The sequence below is a fragment of the Streptomyces sp. NPDC058751 genome (genome assembly GCF_042746485.1).
Lineage (GTDB): Bacteria > Actinomycetota > Actinomycetes > Streptomycetales > Streptomycetaceae > Streptomyces.
The window spans coordinates 1-16,921 of the sequence record NZ_JBHYPZ010000057.1 but is presented as its reverse complement, the minus strand read 5'-3'; the positions used below and the strand labels follow the sequence as shown (position 1 = coordinate 16,921).

Sequence of the window (16,921 nt, the reverse complement as noted above, 5' to 3'; positions counted from 1 at the left end):
CGGCCCTGCCGTCCCGGGCCTTGACTGAAGGAGCAACGTTTCCCCGAGAAAGCGACAGGCATGATGAAGGCGATCCAGTTCCACGAAGCGGGCGGGCCGGAAGTTCTGCGGTACGACGAGGTGCCGGTTCCCGGGATCGGCCCGGGCGAGGTGCTCGTCCGGGTGCACGCGGCGGGCATCAACCCGCCGGACTGGTACCTGCGTGAGGGGATGAAGGTCATGCCGGCCGAGATGAGGCCGGCGCTGGAGTTCCCCTTGATCCCCGGAACGGACATGTCGGGCGTGGTGAAGGCGGTCGCTCCGGACGTGCTGGGGTTCGCCGTCGGTGACGAGGTCTTCGGCATGCTGCGGTTCCCCGGATTCGACGGCCGGACGTACGCCGAGTACGTGGCCGCTCCGGCTTCTGACCTGGCTCACAAGCCGGCCGGTATCGACCACGTACAGGCGGCCGGGGCGCCGATGGCCGTGCTGACGGCCTGGCAGTACCTGATTGATCTCGGCCACGACGTGCCGTCTCCTTTCACCGGCCAGGTGCACCGGCCGGTGCCGATCACGCCGGGGATGACCGTGCTGGTCAACGGGGCCGCCGGTGGAGTGGGCCACTTCGCGGTGCAGCTGGCGAAATGGAAGGGGGCACACGTCATCGCGGTGGCTTCGAGCCGGCACGAGCAGTTCCTGCGCAAGCTCGGCGCGGATGAGTTCATCGACTACACCACGACACAGGCCACGGACGTGGTCAGCGGCGTCGACCTGGTGATCGACACCGTCGGCGGCCCGGACGGCTCACGCTTCCTGACCGTGCTCAAGCGCGGCGGCACCATGCTTCCGGTGTTCTTCGCCCAGTACGACCCGGAGGAGACGGCGCGTCTGGACATCACCGTCTCGAACATTCAGGTACGTTCCAACGGCCCCCAGCTCGCCGGGATCGGGCGCCTGCTCGACGAGGGCAAGCTCCAGGTCGGTGTGGACAGCACCTACCCGCTGTCCGAAGCGGCCAGCGCACACACGCGAGCCGCGCAGGGCCACATCCAAGGCAAGATCGTGCTGAAGGTGGCCTCGTGATCGCCGAACTCCGGCAGGCGGTGGCGAAGTACGCCCACGCCCTGGACGAGCTGAACGTGCCCGGGCTGGAAACGGTCCTGCCCGAAGACGCCGCCTGGACCTTCACGACGCCCGGACAGGGGGTCCCGGCCCGGTCGCCGGACGCGCGGCGGTGGCCCGACGGGGATCCCTGCAGTCGCGTCGGCGTGAACGTGCCGTTCTCCGCGTCGTGTGTCAACGCACTGCGCCTCAGCCAGTGCAGAGTCCGCCCGTCCAGGTCCTCGGATCCGGTGGGAACGGCGGGCCGACATCGAGGTCCGGCCGGCCGACCGCGACGATCAAACCGCAGCTCGCGCGCTTGCCCGAGCGGGCCTCGTCCCGGCTGACCTGGTCACCTTCTACGACAGCATCGGCGAGGTCACCTGGGCGGACGTCGGCAACGGCTACTTCCTCGACTCGGCAGGGGGCGTCCTTCTGCGACTCCAGGAGCACGGCGCTGTCGATGCCGGCGCGGACCAGATGGTGGCCATCGGCTCGAACGGCGGCGGCCTGTCCTACGTCGCGGGCCCTGATGGGTCGGTTCATCGAACGCGGACGGCATCACTGGACGAACCGGAACTCGACAAGGTAGCCGACAGCCTGCAGCAGTTCCTGGAAATGCTGGAGCAACCCCTGACGCGATTCGTCGCCGACGGCGAACCAGGATCTCTGCAGGTCAGCCCGCAGGACCCGTTCTGTCAGGCGTTGTTGCCGCGGACCACGACCAGCCGGGTTTCTTCGGTGCCCGCCATCAGGGCCCTCACGTCTGCTTCTTCTTCGGTGGCCCGGACTCGCGCAGTACCTGCGCCCTGGACAGAACGGCACCCACGCCGGCCGCTCCGGAGCGAGCGGAGCGGCCGCGGTCGGCGTGATGGTCGGCGGGCCGTGACGGGCGTGGGCCCCGTGAGCGTCAGCGGGCCGTGCCGAAGTCCTGCGTCCAGTAGTCGCCGGGCTGCGCCACCCCCACACCGATCTCCTTGAAGCCGCAGTCCAGGATGTTGCGCTTGTGGCCGGCACTGGCCATCCAGCCCGCCATGACCTGCTCGGGCGTGGAGTACCCGTACGCGACGTTCTCGCCGTAGGTGCTCCAGAGGTAGCCCGCGCGCGTGATCCGCTGTCCCGGGTCGGACCCGTCGGAACCGGTGTGCGACATGGCGTTGTGGCTCGCCATGTCCGCGCTGTGGGCCTGGGCTGCCTGCGAGAGCTTCGCGTTCAGGGCGACCGGGGAGCAACCGGCCTTGGCGCGCTCGCTGTTGACCAGGGCGACCACGCGGGCGACGGCGGCGGACGCGGGGGTCGCCGTGCCTGCGGCGGGGGCCGTGGTGGTGGACGGCTTCGGTGCGGCGGTCGTCGTCGAGGGGGGCACGGCGGTCGGCTTCGGCGCGGCGGCGGTCCTCGTCGGGGCGGCCTGGGTGGTCGCCTTCGAGACGGGCGCCTCGGGCTTCTTCGGGGCGGGCGCCGCAGTCCTGGGAGAGGTCGTCGGCGAGGCCGAGGGCGAAGCCGTCGCCGTGGGCTTCGCGGTCCGGACGTCCCGCCCCCGGTGCCCGTGCCAGGACGCCTTCCTCCCGTCCGTCCGGTGTCCGTCCCAGGACGCCTTCCTCCCGTCCTTCCTGGGGCTGCTGGACGTGGCGGCGGTGGCCTCGGTTCCTTCGTCGCCCATGCACGCCATGGCGGCCGACGGCACCGCCACCGCGCTCATCGCCAGGACGGCGACGGCTATGGACCGGCGACGCGTCTTCCTGCCGTGCTTCCGGTGGTTCCTCATGCGGACCTCGTTCGATCGACTCTCCTTGCGCCTCCGGCGGGCTCGGTTTCGCACAACACTGCGCTTGACCTGCGGGGACGCCTTGCGGGCCGTCATTGTTAAAAGCCGCGGGAGGGCACGACAACGGCGCCTTCCACTACCTCGGCTAGTAGGCGAGAGCACCCTTGAATCCGGCCCGGGATTGTGCGGGGCCGCCGCGCCGGACGCCGACGGCGCCTCACACTCCGTCAGAAGGACGGCAGAGGCGGTCCGGCGGCTCGAGGCCGGTGACCCGGGCCGGCCACCCCGGCCGAGATGCCGTGTATGTCTGCTTCCATATGCCAGATGCGCTTATATCGGCCACATGCCGCGTACTATCGCGGCACGTTGATGGGGACCGGGCACGTGAGGGATGTCACCGACTTTCCCCGCAACCCTTTCGCTGCCCGGCGTACGGGGGGGCGGTCAGGCGGCGGCCTCATCGGGGAAGCGGCCGCGGGCCCAGACTCCCTCGTCCAGGGTCCGCTCGACACCAGGCAGCCCGACCCCTGCAGTAAGTGGCGGCGGAGCTCCTCTCGCCGCTTCCGGAGCGGGCTGGACGATCGATTCCAAGGGCTGGTGATCATGGTGATTCCGGGCCAGAGGGGTGGTACGGCCCCATAGGCTGAGCCCCTGTCCGCATCATCTGGGGGAGTAATGACCAGTAGGTTCACCGAGTTGGTCGTCGACTGCCACGATCCGGAGCGGCTCGCGGCCTTCTGGTGCGCGGTCCTGGACTTCAAGGTGATCGACCGGAGCGAGGGCAAGGTCGAGATCGGTTCCTGGGAGCCGACCGCCGAGGAGGTCCGGGCCCGCCAGATGCCGCCCACCCTGGTCTTCATCCGGGTGCCCGAGGGCAAGAGCGTGAAGAACCGGCTCCACCTCGACGTCAGCCCGATCGACGGCAGCACCGAGGACGAAGTGGCCAGGCTGCTCGACCTCGGCGCCGCCAAGGTGGACGTGGGCCAGGGTCCTGGCCGGAACTGGGTCGTCATGACCGACCCCGAGGGCAACGAGTTCGACGTCCTGCGCACCCTGGCGCCGCCCAACCAGACGATGGGTCCCAAGGGTTAGAGGTCGGCATCGGCATTCCGGGCAAGCGCCGGAACAGCGGGTTCATCCGGCCCGGATCAGGGCGCTTCCGTGGCCCGATCCCGCCGGACGCCGCGATGCGCGGTAACGCGGGTGGTTGAGGCGGTCCGAACGGGCACGGCACCGCACAGCACGCACGGCGTCAGGCGTCGACACGTCACCCGGATCCGGCGCCTCCGGTCACGGGCCCGCGTTCCCCTCGAAGTCGCCGAGGTTGATCAGGCACACCCGGTTGTCCCAGGCGTCCCAGCGCACGTGCTTCCGCGCGCCCCAGTAGTAGAGGTCGTATCCCATGAGGTCGCCGTACGCCTCGTCCTCGCGCACCCGGTCGGGCGTGCCGAACGCGGCCAGGAACGCCTCGTACGAGGCCAGGCCGGCGAAGTGGGACAGGTGGTGGTCTTCGCCGTAGAGCGCGAAGCCGACGACCGTCCCCGCGTGGATCTTGTAGCTCACCTTGTCGGCGCGGTGCAGGAATCCGTCGGCCCGGACCGTGTGATCGAGGACTTCGTCGAAGGTCAGACGCCGCCCGCCGTGGTCGCGGTACTCGCCCTCGTCGCCGGCTCCCCCGCGGTACCGGGCGACCACGGGGGACAGGACCTCGACGATGTCATGGCGCGGGACGTCGGCAGCCGCCGAACCCAGGCCTATGCCGCCCATTTCGACGGTCGCGAGGTCCAGGTGCGGTCGGGTCAGCACGTCCGGGTTGCCGAGGATCTCGATCATGGTCGGAGTCTAGGCAGGGACCCTGCGTGGGCGCGGCGGGAGGGCGGCGGTCACGCATGTCGCCGGGCGGCCGCCTCGGCCGGGCGCCGGATGTCGTCCAGGTCGGCCTCGAACTCGGCGGTGAGGTCGGCGGGCAGATCCGGCCACGGGCCGCGGCCGGGGAGTTCGCCGCCCTGGAGCCGGCCCCGCCGACTGCGGGGGTCTACGCTCCCGGGAGTGGAGCGGCCCGCGAACCCGGTCTCCTCACCTCCAGGACCTCGGGCGACGCATGATCCGCCGAGCCCTCGCCGACAGCCCGGCTGCACCTGGCGGACCACCCACCGGCCCCCCAGGCCGAACAGTTCTTCCCCGCCCCGGAAAAGGAACGGGGAGTCGCGCTGTCCGGGTTCGGCGAGGTCTGCGAGCACCCCGCCTCCCCCACCGGCCCCCGCCCTCCCCCACCGGGCAGGTGCCCGCGGGTACCGCCGGGCGGTACCCGCTGCGGAGTGCCGCCCCTGGGGACATGTCTCCGATCACGCCGTCGCTGTCAGTGCCGCGTGCGCGGTGGTGAGGATCTCCTCGGAGAGCGGGGAGCCCTTGGTGGCCCGGGCCAGGACGAGTGCGCCGAGCATGGTGCACAGCCGGGTGATGCCGTCCTGGTCCTCGGTGGCGAGCCAGTCGGCGAAGTCGCGCACTCCCTCGGTGTAGACACGGCGGGCCTCGTGGTCTGCGGGGTCGCGTGCCATGTCGGAGGCGAGTGCGGCGGCGGGGCACCCGTGCGCCGCGCCGTCGCGGTGCTCGACGGAGAGATAGGTGTCGATGAGCGCCCGCTGGGCGGCGGCGCGCTGTCCGGCGTGCCGCTCGAGTCCGTCATCGCGGAACCGGGTGAGTTCGTCGAACGCGTGGGTGGTGGCTTCGTCGATGAGTGCCTCCTTGGAGGCGAACTGCTTGTAGAAGCCGCCGTGGGTGAGGCCGGACGCCTTCATGAGGTCGGAGACGCTGACGTGGGTGCCCTGTTCCCGGAACAGGCGGGACGCGGTCTCCACGACCCGTCGGCGGTTCTCCTGCGCTTGCGCCTGTGATACGCGACCCATGGGCCACCTCCCGTTTGGATGTCGGCTGCAATCTATCCTAGACTCCAGTTTAGATTGCGGTCATCATCTAATTGCGGGAGCTGCTGGGCACCCGCATCACCAGGAGCGGGCATGGAACTGAAGGACGCGGTTGCGGTGGTCACCGGCGCCAACCGGGGGCTCGGGCGGCATCTGGCCGCCCAGCTCGTGGAGCGCGGGGCGAAGGTGTACGCGGCGGCCCGCCGCCCCGAGTCGGTGGACCTGCCCGGCGTCACCCCGCTGTGGCTGGACGTGACCGACGAGGAGTCGATCCGGGCCGCGGCCCGCACCGCGTCCGACACGACGCTGCTGGTGAACAACGCGGGCATCTCCACCGCCACGCCGCTGATCTCGGGCGGCCCGGACGCGGTGCGTCTGGAGATGGAGACGAACTTCTTCGGCCCGCTCGCCGTGACGCGGACGTTCGCCCCGGTCATCGAGGGCAACGGCGGCGGCGCCGTGCTCAACGTCCTGTCGGTCCTCTCCTGGCTGCACCCGGCCGGCCTCGGGTCCTACGCCGCCGCCAAGGCCGCCGCATGGGCGCTGACCGACGCGGCCCGGGAGGAACTGGCACCCCGCGGGATCAGCGTCTCGGCACTGCACGTCGGATACATGGACACCGACATGGCGGCGGGCGTTCCCGCCGAGCACAAGACCGACCCCGCCGATGTGGCCGCGCAGGCCCTGGACGGCGTCGCGGGGGGCCTGCCCGAGATCCTCGCGGACGAGCTGACCCGACACGTCCGGCAGAGCCTGGCCACGTCGCCGCACGTGTCGTGAGGCAGGCCCCGCCGTACCGCCTCCCCCTGTACGGGTGTTCTTGAGCAGGGACACCCAAGGCGCAATCCGCGCGGCCTCACCCGGTTCGACGGCCACCTGGGCGCTCTCGACGTCCGCCTGACGCCGCAGCAGTTCGCCCGTCCGGCGGACTCGGCACGGTGCCGCTCGCGGTTCCCCACGAGGCGATCACCGGATCCCCGGGCGGCATGCCCGAAGGCGACTCCGGCTTCCTCGTCCCGCTCCGGCCGCACCGGTGGCCTGACACGCCCAGGCGACGCGTTCCGGGAGAAGCCCAGGACCAACACAGATCGTGTCCCCCCACCCCCCGGGGACGAGAAACGGAAGAAGACGATGAAGACCTTCATGATCGAGCGGTACGGCGACAAGGCCGACGTGCAGGCCGGTGAGATGCCCGACCCGCAGGTGGGCAGCGACGACGTCCTGGTCCGCATCCACGCGGCGAGCATCAACCCGCTGGACCTCAAGCTCCGCGACGGTGCCTTCAAGTCGGTCCTGCCGTATCGCCTCCCGCTCGTCCTCGGCAACGACCTCGCCGGCGTGGTGGTCGAGGTGGGAGCGGCCGTCACGCGGTTCGCGGTGGGCGACGAGGTCTACGCGCGGCCCGACAAGGACCGCATCGGCACCTTCGCCGAACTCATCGCCGTCCACCAGGACGACGTGGCGATCAAGCCCGCCACCCTCACCATGGCGCAGGCCGCCTCCCTTCCCCTGGTCGCTCTGACCTCGTGGCAGGCGCTGGTCGAGCGGGCACAGGTACGGCCGGGCCAGAAGGTCCTCATCCACGCGGGCGCCGGAGGCGTCGGCACCATCGCCATCCAGCTGGCGAAGCAGTTGGGCGCGCACGTGGCCACCACCGCGAGCACCGCCAAGCTCGGCCTGGTGAAGGAACTCGGCGCGGATGTCGTCGTCGACTACAAGCAGCAGGCCTTCGAGACGGTCCTCGACGGCTACGACGTCGTCCTGGACACCCTGGGCGGCGAGACGCTCGAGAAGTCCCTGCGGGTACTCAAGCCCGGCGGGAAGGTCATCAGCATCGCGGGGCCCCCCGACGCGGCCTTCGCCCGCGAGCTGGGAGCGAACGCGATCGTGCGACAGCTGATGAACGCGCTGAGCTTCAAGATCCGGCGCAGCGCCAAGCGCCGCGACGTGACGTACTCGTTCCTGTTCATGAAGGCCAGCGGCGACCAGTTGCGCGAACTCACGCCGCTCGTCGAGACCGGGAAGATCCGTCCCGTCGTCGACAGCGTCTTCCCGTTCGATCAGACCCCACAAGCCCTGGAGTACGTCGAGAAGGGCCTCGCCAAGGCCGGCAAGGTCGTCGTCGCGATGCCCTGAAGAGCTGTGTCACATCCTCCTTTCGCAGGTCACGGGGTGCAGAGGAGGGTTGTGATCCCGCTTGCCGTCCGGTGGGGCGTCGATGGTCACCGTTCCGGACGGCACCGGCAGCGCGAGGGCCTGGCCGCGGTCGCGGTGCACCGGGTCCGCCTGCCCGCTCACGGCCGACGCAGACACCTGGACGGCACCTGGCCACCGCTCCCGGGTCGTCGAGGCATACGTGCGCCGCGGCCCAGAGGGCGGGTCGGACGCTGGTGGGGTGCAGCTCACGGAACCGGACCGTCGTGACGCCCCCGCCGGACCGGGCCGTGCCGTTCGCGAGGGTCGCCGCCATGGTGGCGGCGACCCTCGCGATCATCGGCGATGTCTTCGTGCGGGCCCGGTCAGGTGCGGGTCCAGCGTTGGTTGTTGCTGTTCGAGCAGGAGTAGAGCTGGACCAGGGTGCCGTTGGCGGTGCCGCCTCCGACGGCGTCGAGGCAGAGGCCGGACTGGACGCCGACAACGGATCCGTCGGAGTTGAGGCGCCACTTCTGGTTGTCGCCGCCCCAGCAGCCGTAGATCTGGACCTTGGCGCCGTTGCCGGTGCCGGCGGCGTCCAGGCACTTGTTGCCGTAGACCCTGAGCTCACCGGCGTCGGTGTACGTCCACTGCTGGTTGGTGCCGCTGTGGCAGTCCCACAGCTGGACCTGGGTGCCGTCGGTGGTGCTGCCGCTGGGCACGTCCAGGCAGCGGCCCGAACCGACGCCCTTGATCGTTCCGCCGTCCGCGGGCGGTGTGGTGGAGCCGCCGTTGAGTGCGTTGAGGACGGCGGTGTAGGCAGACTTCTTGCTGCCGTCGTTGTTGAACAGCAGCGGCGTGTGCTCCGATCGCCAGGAGTCGCTGTCGCGCACACCCCAGACGGTGACGCCGAGGCAGCGCGAGACGGCCAGGCAGTCGTTGACCACGCCTGCGTAGGTCGAGGCCGAGGCGCCCTGGATGTCGAGTTCGGTGACGGCCACGTCGACGCCGAGGGCGGCGAAGTTCTGCAGGGTGGTACGGAAGTTGCTGTTGTAGGGGCTGCCGCTGTTGAAGTGCGACTGGAAGCCGACGCAGTCGATCGGCACGCCGCGCTGCTTGAAGTCCCGCACCATGGCGTACATGGCCTGGGTCTTGGCCCAGGTCCAGTCCTCGACGTTGTAGTCGTTGTAGCAGAGCTTGGCGGACGGGTCGGCGGCGCGCGCGGTGCGGAAGGCGACCTCGATCCAGTCGTTGCCGGTGCGCTGCAGGTTGGAGTCGCGCCGGGCTCCCGAACTTCCGTCGGCGAAGGCCTCGTTCACGACGTCCCACTGCGCGATCTTGCCCTTGTAGTGGCTCATCACGCCGTTGATGTGGTCGGTCATCGCCTGGCGCAGCGCGCTGCCGCTGAGGCTCTGCATCCAGCCGGGCTGCTGGGAGTGCCAGGCCAGGGTGTGGCCGCGCACCTTCTTGCCGTTCTGTACCGCCCAGTTGTAGACGCGGTCGGCGGCGGTGAAGCTGAACTGGCCCCGCTGCGGTTCGGTGGCGTCGATCTTCATCTCGTTCTCGGCCGTCACCGAGTTGAACTCACGGGCCGCGATCGTCGCGTACGTCGAGTCGCTCAGCCTGTTCGCGGCGATGGCGACGCCGAAGTAGCGGCCGCTCTGCGCCGCGGCGGCGCCGAGCGTGCTCTCGGCGGCCTGAGCGGGCGGCGGCGCGACCAGTGCGGCGACCACACCCAGGACACCGGCGACCAGCGCCAGCAGCAGAACGCGGACCTTCCGCCGGACAACGGGTTCGGGAAGGGCGTATGAGCCCATGGCTGTGCCTCCAAGGTAGGAATGACGGGATCACCGGACGCCGCGGTCATGGGACCCGGGGGGATCCGAACCGGCACGGGCGGGCCCGGTCGGCCGCCGGGTGACGTACGCCGGGCGGCAGCGGTCTTTCAGCACAGGCACGGGGGTACTCCATCGCGGCTCAGCCGGGAGGCCGTCACGTGCCGTCGCGTCCCTCTCCGATCGCGTGGAGAGCCGGGATGCGTCGGTGCGAGCCTCACCGGGACGAAAAGCGGGGTGGCGCAGGCGTTTTGGCGCGCGGATCCGTCGGGCAGCCGTGCGCGGCTCTGCGGTGCGGCACAGTCTGTCCAGGACCTGCCTTGTTCGATATACCGGCCCACGGCCGGTTCACCAGACAGATGATTGAGGCTTGACGATGACTCGTCAATCCTCTCGACAGAAAAGTTTCCGATCCTATCTCGAAACTTTCGAAGCTCCGTCAAGGCGGGCGGACCCTGGACCGGCGAGCCGCCATCGCGAACCACCTGGGAGTTTCCCGTCGACGCCAGGGCTTGTCGTGCCCCGAGGGAGGAACTGTTTGCGGACAGATTGACGGCAGACCTTGACCGGAGGGCCCTGCCTTCCTAGCTTGTGGCGTCACAGATCCGAGATCACAGCGAAACTTTCGAATCTCCTGCCCCCGGCATGGCTGCCGCTCCGCGGTTCATCGGCGGTACCCCACCCCCCAAGGAGGCCCTCTGATGTGGCTTCGCCACCCGTCCCCGGTCCGCCCAAGACGCTTACTCGGCGTCCTTGCGCCCTTGCTGCTGCTGGCCACCTTCCTCGGCGCCCAGCCCGCCGAGGCCGCGACCGTAGACCCCAACGCCTCGTACGTGCTGGTCAACCGCAACAGCGGCAAAGCCCTGGACGTCTACAACATGGCGACCGACGACGGTGCCCGCATCACCCAGTGGACCAGGAACGACCAGAACCAGCAGCAGTGGCAGTTCGTCGATTCCGGAGACGGCTACTACCGCATCAAGTCCCGCCACTCGGGCAAGGCACTGGACGTCTACAACTGGTCCACCGCGAACGGCGGCTCGATCGTCCAGTGGACCGACCTGAACGGCACCAACCAGCAGTGGCGGCTGGCCGACAGCTCGGACGGCTACGTGAGGCTCATCTCGCGTCACAGCAACAAGGCCCTCGAAGTACAGGGCGCCTCCACCGCCGACAACGCGAACATCGTCCAGTACGACGACTGGGGCGGCACCAACCAGCAGTGGCAGCTCGTCAAGGTCGGCGCCGGCACCCCCGGCTCGTGTGATCTCCCGTCGGCCTACCGCTGGGCGTCGACGGGCGCGCTGGCGCAGCCCAAGCAGGGGTGGGTCTCGCTCAAGGACTTCACCGTCGTCCCCTACAACGGCAGACAACTCGTCTACGCCACCACGCACGACACGGGGACGAGGTGGGGTTCGATGAACTTCGGCCCGTTCACCGACTGGTCGGAGATGGCCTCGGCCGGCCAGAACACGATGTCCGACCCGGCCGTCGCACCCACGCTCTTCTACTTCGCACCGAAGAACGTCTGGGTGCTCGCCTACCAGTGGGGCGGGACCGCCTTCTCCTACCGGACGTCGAGCGACCCCACCAACCCGAACGGCTGGTCGTCCGAGCAGGTGCTCTTCTCCGGAAGCATCTCCGGCTCCGGAACGGGTCCCATCGACCAGACGCTCATCGGTGACGGCACGAACATGTACCTGTTCTTCGCCGGCGACAACGGCAAGATCTACCGGGCCGGCATGCCGATCGGGAACTTCCCGGGCAGCTTCGGCTCCACCTCGACAGTGATCATGAGCGATACGACGAACAACCTGTTCGAAGCTCCGCAGGTCTACAAGCTGCGGGGCCAGAACCGCTACCTCATGATCGTCGAGGCGATCGGCTCGCAGGGCCGGTACTTCCGCTCGTTCACGGCCACCGGTCTGAACGGCTCCTGGACACCCCAGGCCGCGACCGAGAGCAATCCCTTCGCCGGCAAGGCCAACAGTGGCGCCACCTGGACCAACGACATCAGCCACGGCGAACTGATCCGCACCAGCGCCGATCAGACCATGACCGTCGATCCCTGCAATCTGCAGTTGCTCTACCAGGGGCGCAGCCCCAACTCCGGCGGCGACTACGGCCTCCTGCCCTACCGTCCGGGTCTGCTGACCCTGCAGCGCTGACGGCAGGACGCGGTCCGGCTCCGAGGGGGAGCCGGCGTGGGGGGGGGGGGGGGGCCGGGGGGGCGGGGGGGGGGGGGGGGGGGGGTTTGGCCGGGCCCCGCCACGCCATGATCCGAACGGCCCGGGTCACCTCACCCGCCCGCGCGGTCTCGGTCACACGCCGTCGATGGCCGCGAAGATCATCAGGGCGAACCACGCAATGGCGGCACACCACGAGAGCAGGGTCGCGAGCGTCATCAGCAGGCGCACGACGACGGGGAAGACGCCGACCGCGATGTGGGGATGACGCGGGTCATAGGCGATCTCGACATGGGTGGTGCCCCGTGACGTGTTGAAGGTGTGGGTCTCGCCGTGCTGGTCCGTGTATTCGTACACCCGTGTCGTCTTGCCGCGGGAGGTGAATCCCGCCTGCACCGTGATGCCGCGCCGGGGCAGGTGCCACATGTTCTTGGCCTGTGCCGTCAGGGCGACGCAAACCGCGTTCAGGAGCAGTCCCACGACGCCCAGCACCAGAATGACCAGGAGACCGAGCGGTCTCCCGCGGACGACGACGATCACGCTGCCGGCGACGAGCGCCGCGAGACCGGGGCTGAACACGGCCATGAGCAGGCCCGTTGCGAGGAACCTGCCCCGGACGCCGGGGGCGTGCGGGTCGGCGAGGGAGCGGGTGGTCACGAGTGCGGCCCCGTCGAGGGACGGGTCGGACTCGGGGAGTCGGGCCACGGCAGCGTTCACTGCTGTGGCGAACATGCCTGCCGCGGCCTCGCTGACGCCCTCCACCCGATGCACGACAGCCTGGGCGCCCTGCGGCATCCGTAGCTCGACGGTGACGGTCCGCCCGCTCGTCACGACGTCCTGGACAGCTTCCAGGGGGATGCGTATTTCGTCCTCCGCACGGCGCAGGGTCAGCGCCGCCCCGTCGTGGCGGAGGACGGCACCCCCGCTGCCGCGCAGCACTGGAACGGAAGGCGTGACAGTCATGAGCATGATCATATGAGGCCGACGGTGTCTTGAGGGTTCGGTTCGTCATCATCTGCGGCATGCCCAAGGCCTTCCCAGCCCACCGACACCGTCCGCTCCACCGCTTTCTCCGCATCGTCCTCGACCCGGACGTGCTGCGGCAGACGGGTCCGGGGTCCCGGCAGGGCGCCCCGGTCCGCAACCGTTACGACACCCCGTTCACCACCTGCCGGTGATCCCGCCGCGGCCGCCCACGACCGTCGGCCCCAGGCGCAGCGGGACTGTTGGCTCCCCCACCGCAGCCGTCGGCTCACCTCGGCCCACCACGAGATCCCGTTGTCGGACGCGGCCTGGGAGACGAAGGTTCAGGAGTCCTTGTGCGGCGGCTCGTCGCCGGGCGTGCCGGTCGGGCGGAACAGCTCGACGGCCTCGTCCGGGCGCCCCTGCCGGATGAGGAGGTGGGCCAGGTCGAGGCGGTCGGTCCTGTCCGTGGATCCTCGGAGGACGGTGATGGCCTCGTCCGGTCGGCCCGCTTTCTCCAGCACACTCGCCACATTGCGGGCCCGCAAGGAGTACACGTCGTCGACGATCGCCCGGGCCTGCGCCAGTGCCTCCTCCAGCCGGCCCATTTCTTCGAGCAGCCAGACGCGGTAGGGGATCAGGGTCTCCCGCTCCTGGGTGTCGGCGTTCCGGATCTTGTGGTCGACCAGGCCGAGCGCGGCCTCGGCCCGGCCCTGGTCGGCGAACATCTGCGTGAGGGAGGCCAGCAGCCAGTCGGACTCCCGGTCCTCCAGCAGCGGCAGGGCGGCCTCGATCGCCTCCTCGGCCCTCCCGTTCCGGGCAAGGACATGCACCAGGCTCCCGGCGGCGGTGTTCGGCGCGTCCGCGGCACGGGGGCGCAGCAGTGCGACGGCCTCGTCCGCGCGGCCCTGCCGTTCCAGGACCCGGCTCAGCTGGATGAGCGGCTCCCGTTTCCAGCAGCGCGTCTCGTTCTCGACCAAGGGCCTGATCAGCGCGGCGACCTCCGCGTCCCGTCCGTGGCCCTCCGTGGTCTCGACGAGCGCCCGCAGCAGGAACGCGTCGTCCACGTCGGGGCGGAGCGACTCGATGGCCTCGTCGACGCGTCCGTTCCGGGCCAGCAGACCGGCCAGCACCGGCCTCGCCACCCGATTGCCGCCGTCCGCCTGTGCCCGTACCAGTGCGATGGCCTCCGTCGCCCGTCCCAGGGCCTCCAGCACCCCGGCGGCCGCCTCGACGGCCTTCCACCACCCGGTCTCCGCGTACGGGGAGACGACCTCCCAGGCCGCCTCCGGTTCGCCCCTTCGAGGTCATCAGCGATCATGGTGGCAGCCTATGGGCTGTCCCGTAAAAGATCTCCGAGTCGTCTCGGGCATGGCTTGCCGCCGTGGAGTCCGCTGATCCATCCGGTTCGACAAGCTCCTCGGCTGCCTCTGCCGCTGCCCGCGAGCCGGCACGCTCTACGGCACCGAACACGCCTTCGCCGGCCCCGCCACCTTGGCCTCACGGCCGTCCACGGCGCAGTCGGAACCGCGTCAAAGAGGTCAGCCCACCCAAGAGGCGGGGAGGTCCGCGTGGATGATCTCAAGATCGGCGACCGCGTGACCGCGCGCATGGACCCAGCAGTGATCCTGCAAGCCGTCCCGGCGCAGCAATCGGCCAGGAGCCGCATACCAGCGCACGGGTGAGTCCTCTTCACCCGCCCACATCGGATGGTCGGGCAGGTCGATGCGGGCGTAGCGGGCCTGGAGGCCGGGCACCAGGGCGTCCGGCAACTCGCAGGCGTCGTACAGGCCGCCGACAGCGAAGAGCGATTCGCTCAGCACCAACTCGACCCATGCCAGGGACATCCGGTCGAGGAACGGAATCCAACCCCGGTGTGACTCCACCACCACCGGAGGGTCGTCCTGCTCGATCGCGGTGAGGGGAATCCCCCATGCCGCACAGTCCTGGTTCTCGCGGCGGAAAACCAGGACTCCGCCAAGGGCGTCATCGACATGGAGCCCGGCCGGCGGGACCAAGGGGTCCTGCTGCCGGGTCAGGTCGTCCCGGCGGCCCAAGAGCGCGTATCCCTCGCGCAAGGCCGCGGGAAGCCCGAAGCCGAGAACACTCTCCGCAGCCGTCAGCTCGTCCGCGGCACAACCGTCCTCGGGCCGCAGAGGACGGCCGGTCCACTCATCACTGAACCAGCGCACGAAGCCCCAGGCCTGCGAGCGGTCGGTCACCCCGCCCTCCAGAGCCACCGACACATCAGGACCGTCCATCATGTCCATGACGCTACCGCGTCGCCCGACGGGCGACCACGCGGGGGCAACGCTCACCTGGGGTCGGCCAACGGGCCCGACTTGACCCGTCGGCGGCGTGAAATGTCTTCGGCTGCTGCGCCACAAAGCGGTCGCGGGTGGGAACGAGCGTCCCGTCCGCGATGAGCACAGCGTCCTTGAATCAGGCCGGGTAGAAGGGGCGCGGCACGTACCGCGCCCGTAACCGCATCACATGCCCGGCGTTCAAGGCAGCCGGGTTGCTCCGTGGTGCCGTCGCACACCCCTCCAGTCCGGAGAGTTGCCGGACGAGGCCTGGCGCACATGCCCACGCGTTACCGGCCCGCGAGGAACACCAGATGGCCGGCACGAACTCGCGCGAACCCGACGAGAGCAGGCCGATGCTCAAGCAGCGCTCTGCCGTGTTCTTCCTGCTGGCCGCATCGGTGTCGGCTTCGGTGCCGGTCTGCTGACCGTTCTGGCCGCGAACCCCCGGCCGGTGGCGGTCACCGCCGGCGCGGCAGCGGCCGCTGCCGGAGTCCTGTTCTTCAACCAGATCGTCGAACAGGCCAGCGCGATGCAGACGGGCTCAGGGATGCGTGGTGAACCGACACGCTCCGCACGGAAAGCCGTCGTCCGGTCAGTTTCTCCCGTCCGGACGGGACGGGAGGTGTGATGGCCTGGCCTGCGCCGGCCGCGAACCCGGACGGTACTTCGGCCTCGCTTCTGTGATCCGCGACCGAGGCGAGCGCAGGTGCCGTGCGCATCCTCCGAGGGACATCAAGCCCACAGCCAGGTCGACTTACGATCGAGGCAGGGACCGGCCGTCTGTCGCGTCGAAGGGGTGCTCGTGGCGGAGCTCGTGCGGCAGCAGGATGTGGACGCGTACGTGGGCTTCCATGCTTTCGGGCTGCAGGAGTCCGACGATGCGGACCTGCCGGTTCCCTTCCCCGACGACTTCGACCGGCATGCGTTCCTCAGTACTCATCCGGGACGTCTGGACATCACCAGCGGTGGCCATACCCACACCGCCACGGTCAGCGTCGAGGTGTGGGACGGGCCTCCGTCCCGGCAGGACCGGGCCGACTGGGACGAGATCGCCGATGCCGAATTCGAGTCGACCAGTGGTCAGGTAGCCGTGTGGTCCATGCACACGGGCCGTATGGACGACCTGATCACGCTGGCGGATTCCGGCGGTTCGTGGCACGTCCGTGTCCACTGTGGCGGCCGGGCCGAGGCCGCGGCCCTGTCGGAGGGCAAGGGAACCGGCCACGGCGTGGAGCGCTACCTCGTGCGGTTCTGACCCGCCAAGTCCTGAACCGGCTGTGGCGGAGCGGCCGGTCCAGAGCTGTTCCCGCCGCGGCGCAGGCCAGGTGACGATCTTCACGATGAAGCCGTCGTCCATTCCGTCGATGATGCGGTTCTTGGCGCAGTAGCTCTTCAGGATGCTGCCGCCGGCCTGGTTGTCGTCGCCGGGTATCGACTTGGCGGCTGTGCGCAGGACTGTCGTCCGTGCCTTGAAATCACCGGCCATTTTCGTGACTCCTCCTCCACCTGAAGGTGGGGGCTTCTCGCTAACCCTGGTGGGCGTCGCGACGGACCAGCCCGGCCCGTAGAACGTTGATGGCTCCCACTGTGTCCGCATGATCCGTGTGGCCGCAGGACTGGCAGTGGAACTTCTCCTGGGTGGGCCGGTTCTCTTTGGCGGTGTGCCCGCATGCGGGGCACCGCCGGGAGGTGTTGCGGGGGTCCACGGCGATCACTTCCCGACCGGCGC

At 69.8% G+C, this 16,921-nt stretch carries 17 protein-coding genes and 1 pseudogene; 8 read left to right on the top strand and 10 right to left on the bottom strand.

The annotated features are described in order from the left end of the window. Positions 1-63: 63 nt before the first annotated feature. Positions 64-1,062 carry an NADP-dependent oxidoreductase gene (locus ACFW6B_RS36360; protein WP_386603318.1) on the top strand — a complete coding sequence of 333 codons (999 nt, stop codon included), beginning with the start codon at positions 64-66 and terminating at the stop codon, positions 1,060-1,062. 228 nt (positions 1,063-1,290) lie between these two features. On the opposite strand, the gene ACFW6B_RS36355 is transcribed toward ACFW6B_RS36360, so the two are convergent. Beyond that, positions 1,291-1,626: a hypothetical protein gene (locus ACFW6B_RS36355; RefSeq protein ID WP_386603218.1), complete on the bottom strand. Its 336-nt coding sequence runs from the start codon at positions 1,624-1,626 to the stop codon at positions 1,291-1,293. Positions 1,627-1,990: 364 nt separating this feature from the next. Continuing rightward, entirely contained in the window at positions 1,991-2,845 is an 855-nt protein-coding gene (locus tag ACFW6B_RS36350) for a CAP domain-containing protein (protein WP_386603216.1), read from the bottom strand. A gap of 675 nt (positions 2,846-3,520) precedes the next feature. On the opposite strand from ACFW6B_RS36350, the gene ACFW6B_RS36345 reads away from it, so the two are divergent. Beyond that, on the top strand, positions 3,521-3,937 hold the full coding sequence (locus ACFW6B_RS36345; RefSeq protein ID WP_386603213.1) for a VOC family protein: 417 nt from the start codon (positions 3,521-3,523) through the stop codon (positions 3,935-3,937). A 198-nt stretch (positions 3,938-4,135) separates the two neighbouring features. On the opposite strand, the gene ACFW6B_RS36340 is transcribed toward ACFW6B_RS36345, so the two are convergent. Next, complete coding sequence (locus tag ACFW6B_RS36340) at positions 4,136-4,678, bottom strand: hypothetical protein (RefSeq protein ID WP_386603211.1); 543 nt, start codon at positions 4,676-4,678, stop codon at positions 4,136-4,138. Positions 4,679-4,734: 56 nt separating this feature from the next. On the opposite strand from ACFW6B_RS36340, the gene ACFW6B_RS36335 reads away from it, so the two are divergent. After that, positions 4,735-4,950 carry a hypothetical protein gene (locus tag ACFW6B_RS36335; protein ID WP_386603209.1) on the top strand — a complete coding sequence of 72 codons (216 nt, stop codon included), beginning with the start codon at positions 4,735-4,737 and terminating at the stop codon, positions 4,948-4,950. A 240-nt stretch (positions 4,951-5,190) separates the two neighbouring features. On the opposite strand, the gene ACFW6B_RS36330 is transcribed toward ACFW6B_RS36335, so the two are convergent. Further along, positions 5,191-5,751 carry a TetR/AcrR family transcriptional regulator gene (locus ACFW6B_RS36330; protein ID WP_386603207.1) on the bottom strand — a complete coding sequence of 187 codons (561 nt, stop codon included), beginning with the start codon at positions 5,749-5,751 and terminating at the stop codon, positions 5,191-5,193. A 111-nt stretch (positions 5,752-5,862) separates the two neighbouring features. On the opposite strand from ACFW6B_RS36330, the gene ACFW6B_RS36325 reads away from it, so the two are divergent. Both ACFW6B_RS36325 and ACFW6B_RS36320 read left to right on the top strand, forming a co-directional pair. Beyond that, positions 5,863-6,549, top strand: a complete 687-nt coding sequence (locus tag ACFW6B_RS36325; protein ID WP_386603204.1) for an SDR family oxidoreductase — start codon at positions 5,863-5,865, stop codon at positions 6,547-6,549. Positions 6,550-6,900: 351 nt separating this feature from the next. Beyond that, positions 6,901-7,905: an NADP-dependent oxidoreductase gene (locus ACFW6B_RS36320; RefSeq protein WP_386603202.1), complete on the top strand. Its 1,005-nt coding sequence runs from the start codon at positions 6,901-6,903 to the stop codon at positions 7,903-7,905. 383 nt (positions 7,906-8,288) lie between these two features. On the opposite strand, the gene ACFW6B_RS36315 is transcribed toward ACFW6B_RS36320, so the two are convergent. After that, a complete protein-coding gene (locus ACFW6B_RS36315; RefSeq protein ID WP_386603199.1) occupies positions 8,289-9,719 on the bottom strand; it encodes an endo-1,4-beta-xylanase in 1,431 nt (476 codons plus the stop codon). 719 nt (positions 9,720-10,438) lie between these two features. On the opposite strand from ACFW6B_RS36315, the gene ACFW6B_RS36310 reads away from it, so the two are divergent. Further along, a complete protein-coding gene (locus ACFW6B_RS36310; RefSeq protein WP_386603197.1) occupies positions 10,439-11,905 on the top strand; it encodes a non-reducing end alpha-L-arabinofuranosidase family hydrolase in 1,467 nt (488 codons plus the stop codon). A 153-nt stretch (positions 11,906-12,058) separates the two neighbouring features. Here the strand turns inward: ACFW6B_RS36310 and ACFW6B_RS36305 are convergent, their stop codons facing one another. Continuing rightward, positions 12,059-12,886 (bottom strand): hypothetical protein, encoded by an 828-nt coding sequence (locus tag ACFW6B_RS36305; RefSeq protein ID WP_386603195.1) that lies wholly within the window; start codon positions 12,884-12,886, stop codon positions 12,059-12,061. 59 nt (positions 12,887-12,945) lie between these two features. Here ACFW6B_RS36305 and ACFW6B_RS36300 point away from each other — a divergent pair, with 59 nt between their 5' ends. Beyond that, positions 12,946-13,101, top strand: coding sequence for a hypothetical protein (locus ACFW6B_RS36300; protein ID WP_386603326.1), 156 nt, complete (start codon positions 12,946-12,948; stop codon positions 13,099-13,101). Here the strand turns inward: ACFW6B_RS36300 and ACFW6B_RS36295 are convergent. The 3 genes and pseudogenes from ACFW6B_RS36295 to ACFW6B_RS36285 all read right to left on the bottom strand — a co-directional run. Next, a pseudogene (locus tag ACFW6B_RS36295) lies at positions 13,074-13,192 on the bottom strand (transposase); the annotation flags it as partial. The gene ACFW6B_RS36300 and the pseudogene ACFW6B_RS36295 sit on opposite strands and share 28 nt — an antisense overlap. Before the next feature lie 38 nt (positions 13,193-13,230). Next, positions 13,231-14,103: a tetratricopeptide repeat protein gene (locus tag ACFW6B_RS36290; protein ID WP_386603193.1), complete on the bottom strand. Its 873-nt coding sequence runs from the start codon at positions 14,101-14,103 to the stop codon at positions 13,231-13,233. 324 nt (positions 14,104-14,427) lie between these two features. Beyond that, positions 14,428-15,156, bottom strand: a complete 729-nt coding sequence (locus ACFW6B_RS36285) for an SMI1/KNR4 family protein (protein WP_386603190.1) — start codon at positions 15,154-15,156, stop codon at positions 14,428-14,430. Positions 15,157-15,994: 838 nt separating this feature from the next. On the opposite strand from ACFW6B_RS36285, the gene ACFW6B_RS36280 reads away from it, so the two are divergent. Next, the gene (locus ACFW6B_RS36280; protein WP_386603188.1) at positions 15,995-16,447 is read left to right on the top strand and encodes a hypothetical protein; all 453 of its coding nucleotides are present in this window, start codon (positions 15,995-15,997) and stop codon (positions 16,445-16,447) included. Positions 16,448-16,718: 271 nt separating this feature from the next. On the opposite strand, the gene ACFW6B_RS36275 is transcribed toward ACFW6B_RS36280, so the two are convergent. Continuing rightward, positions 16,719-16,921, bottom strand: a 203-nt coding sequence (locus ACFW6B_RS36275) for a zinc ribbon domain-containing protein (protein WP_386603186.1), incomplete at its 5' end; no start/stop codon positions are given.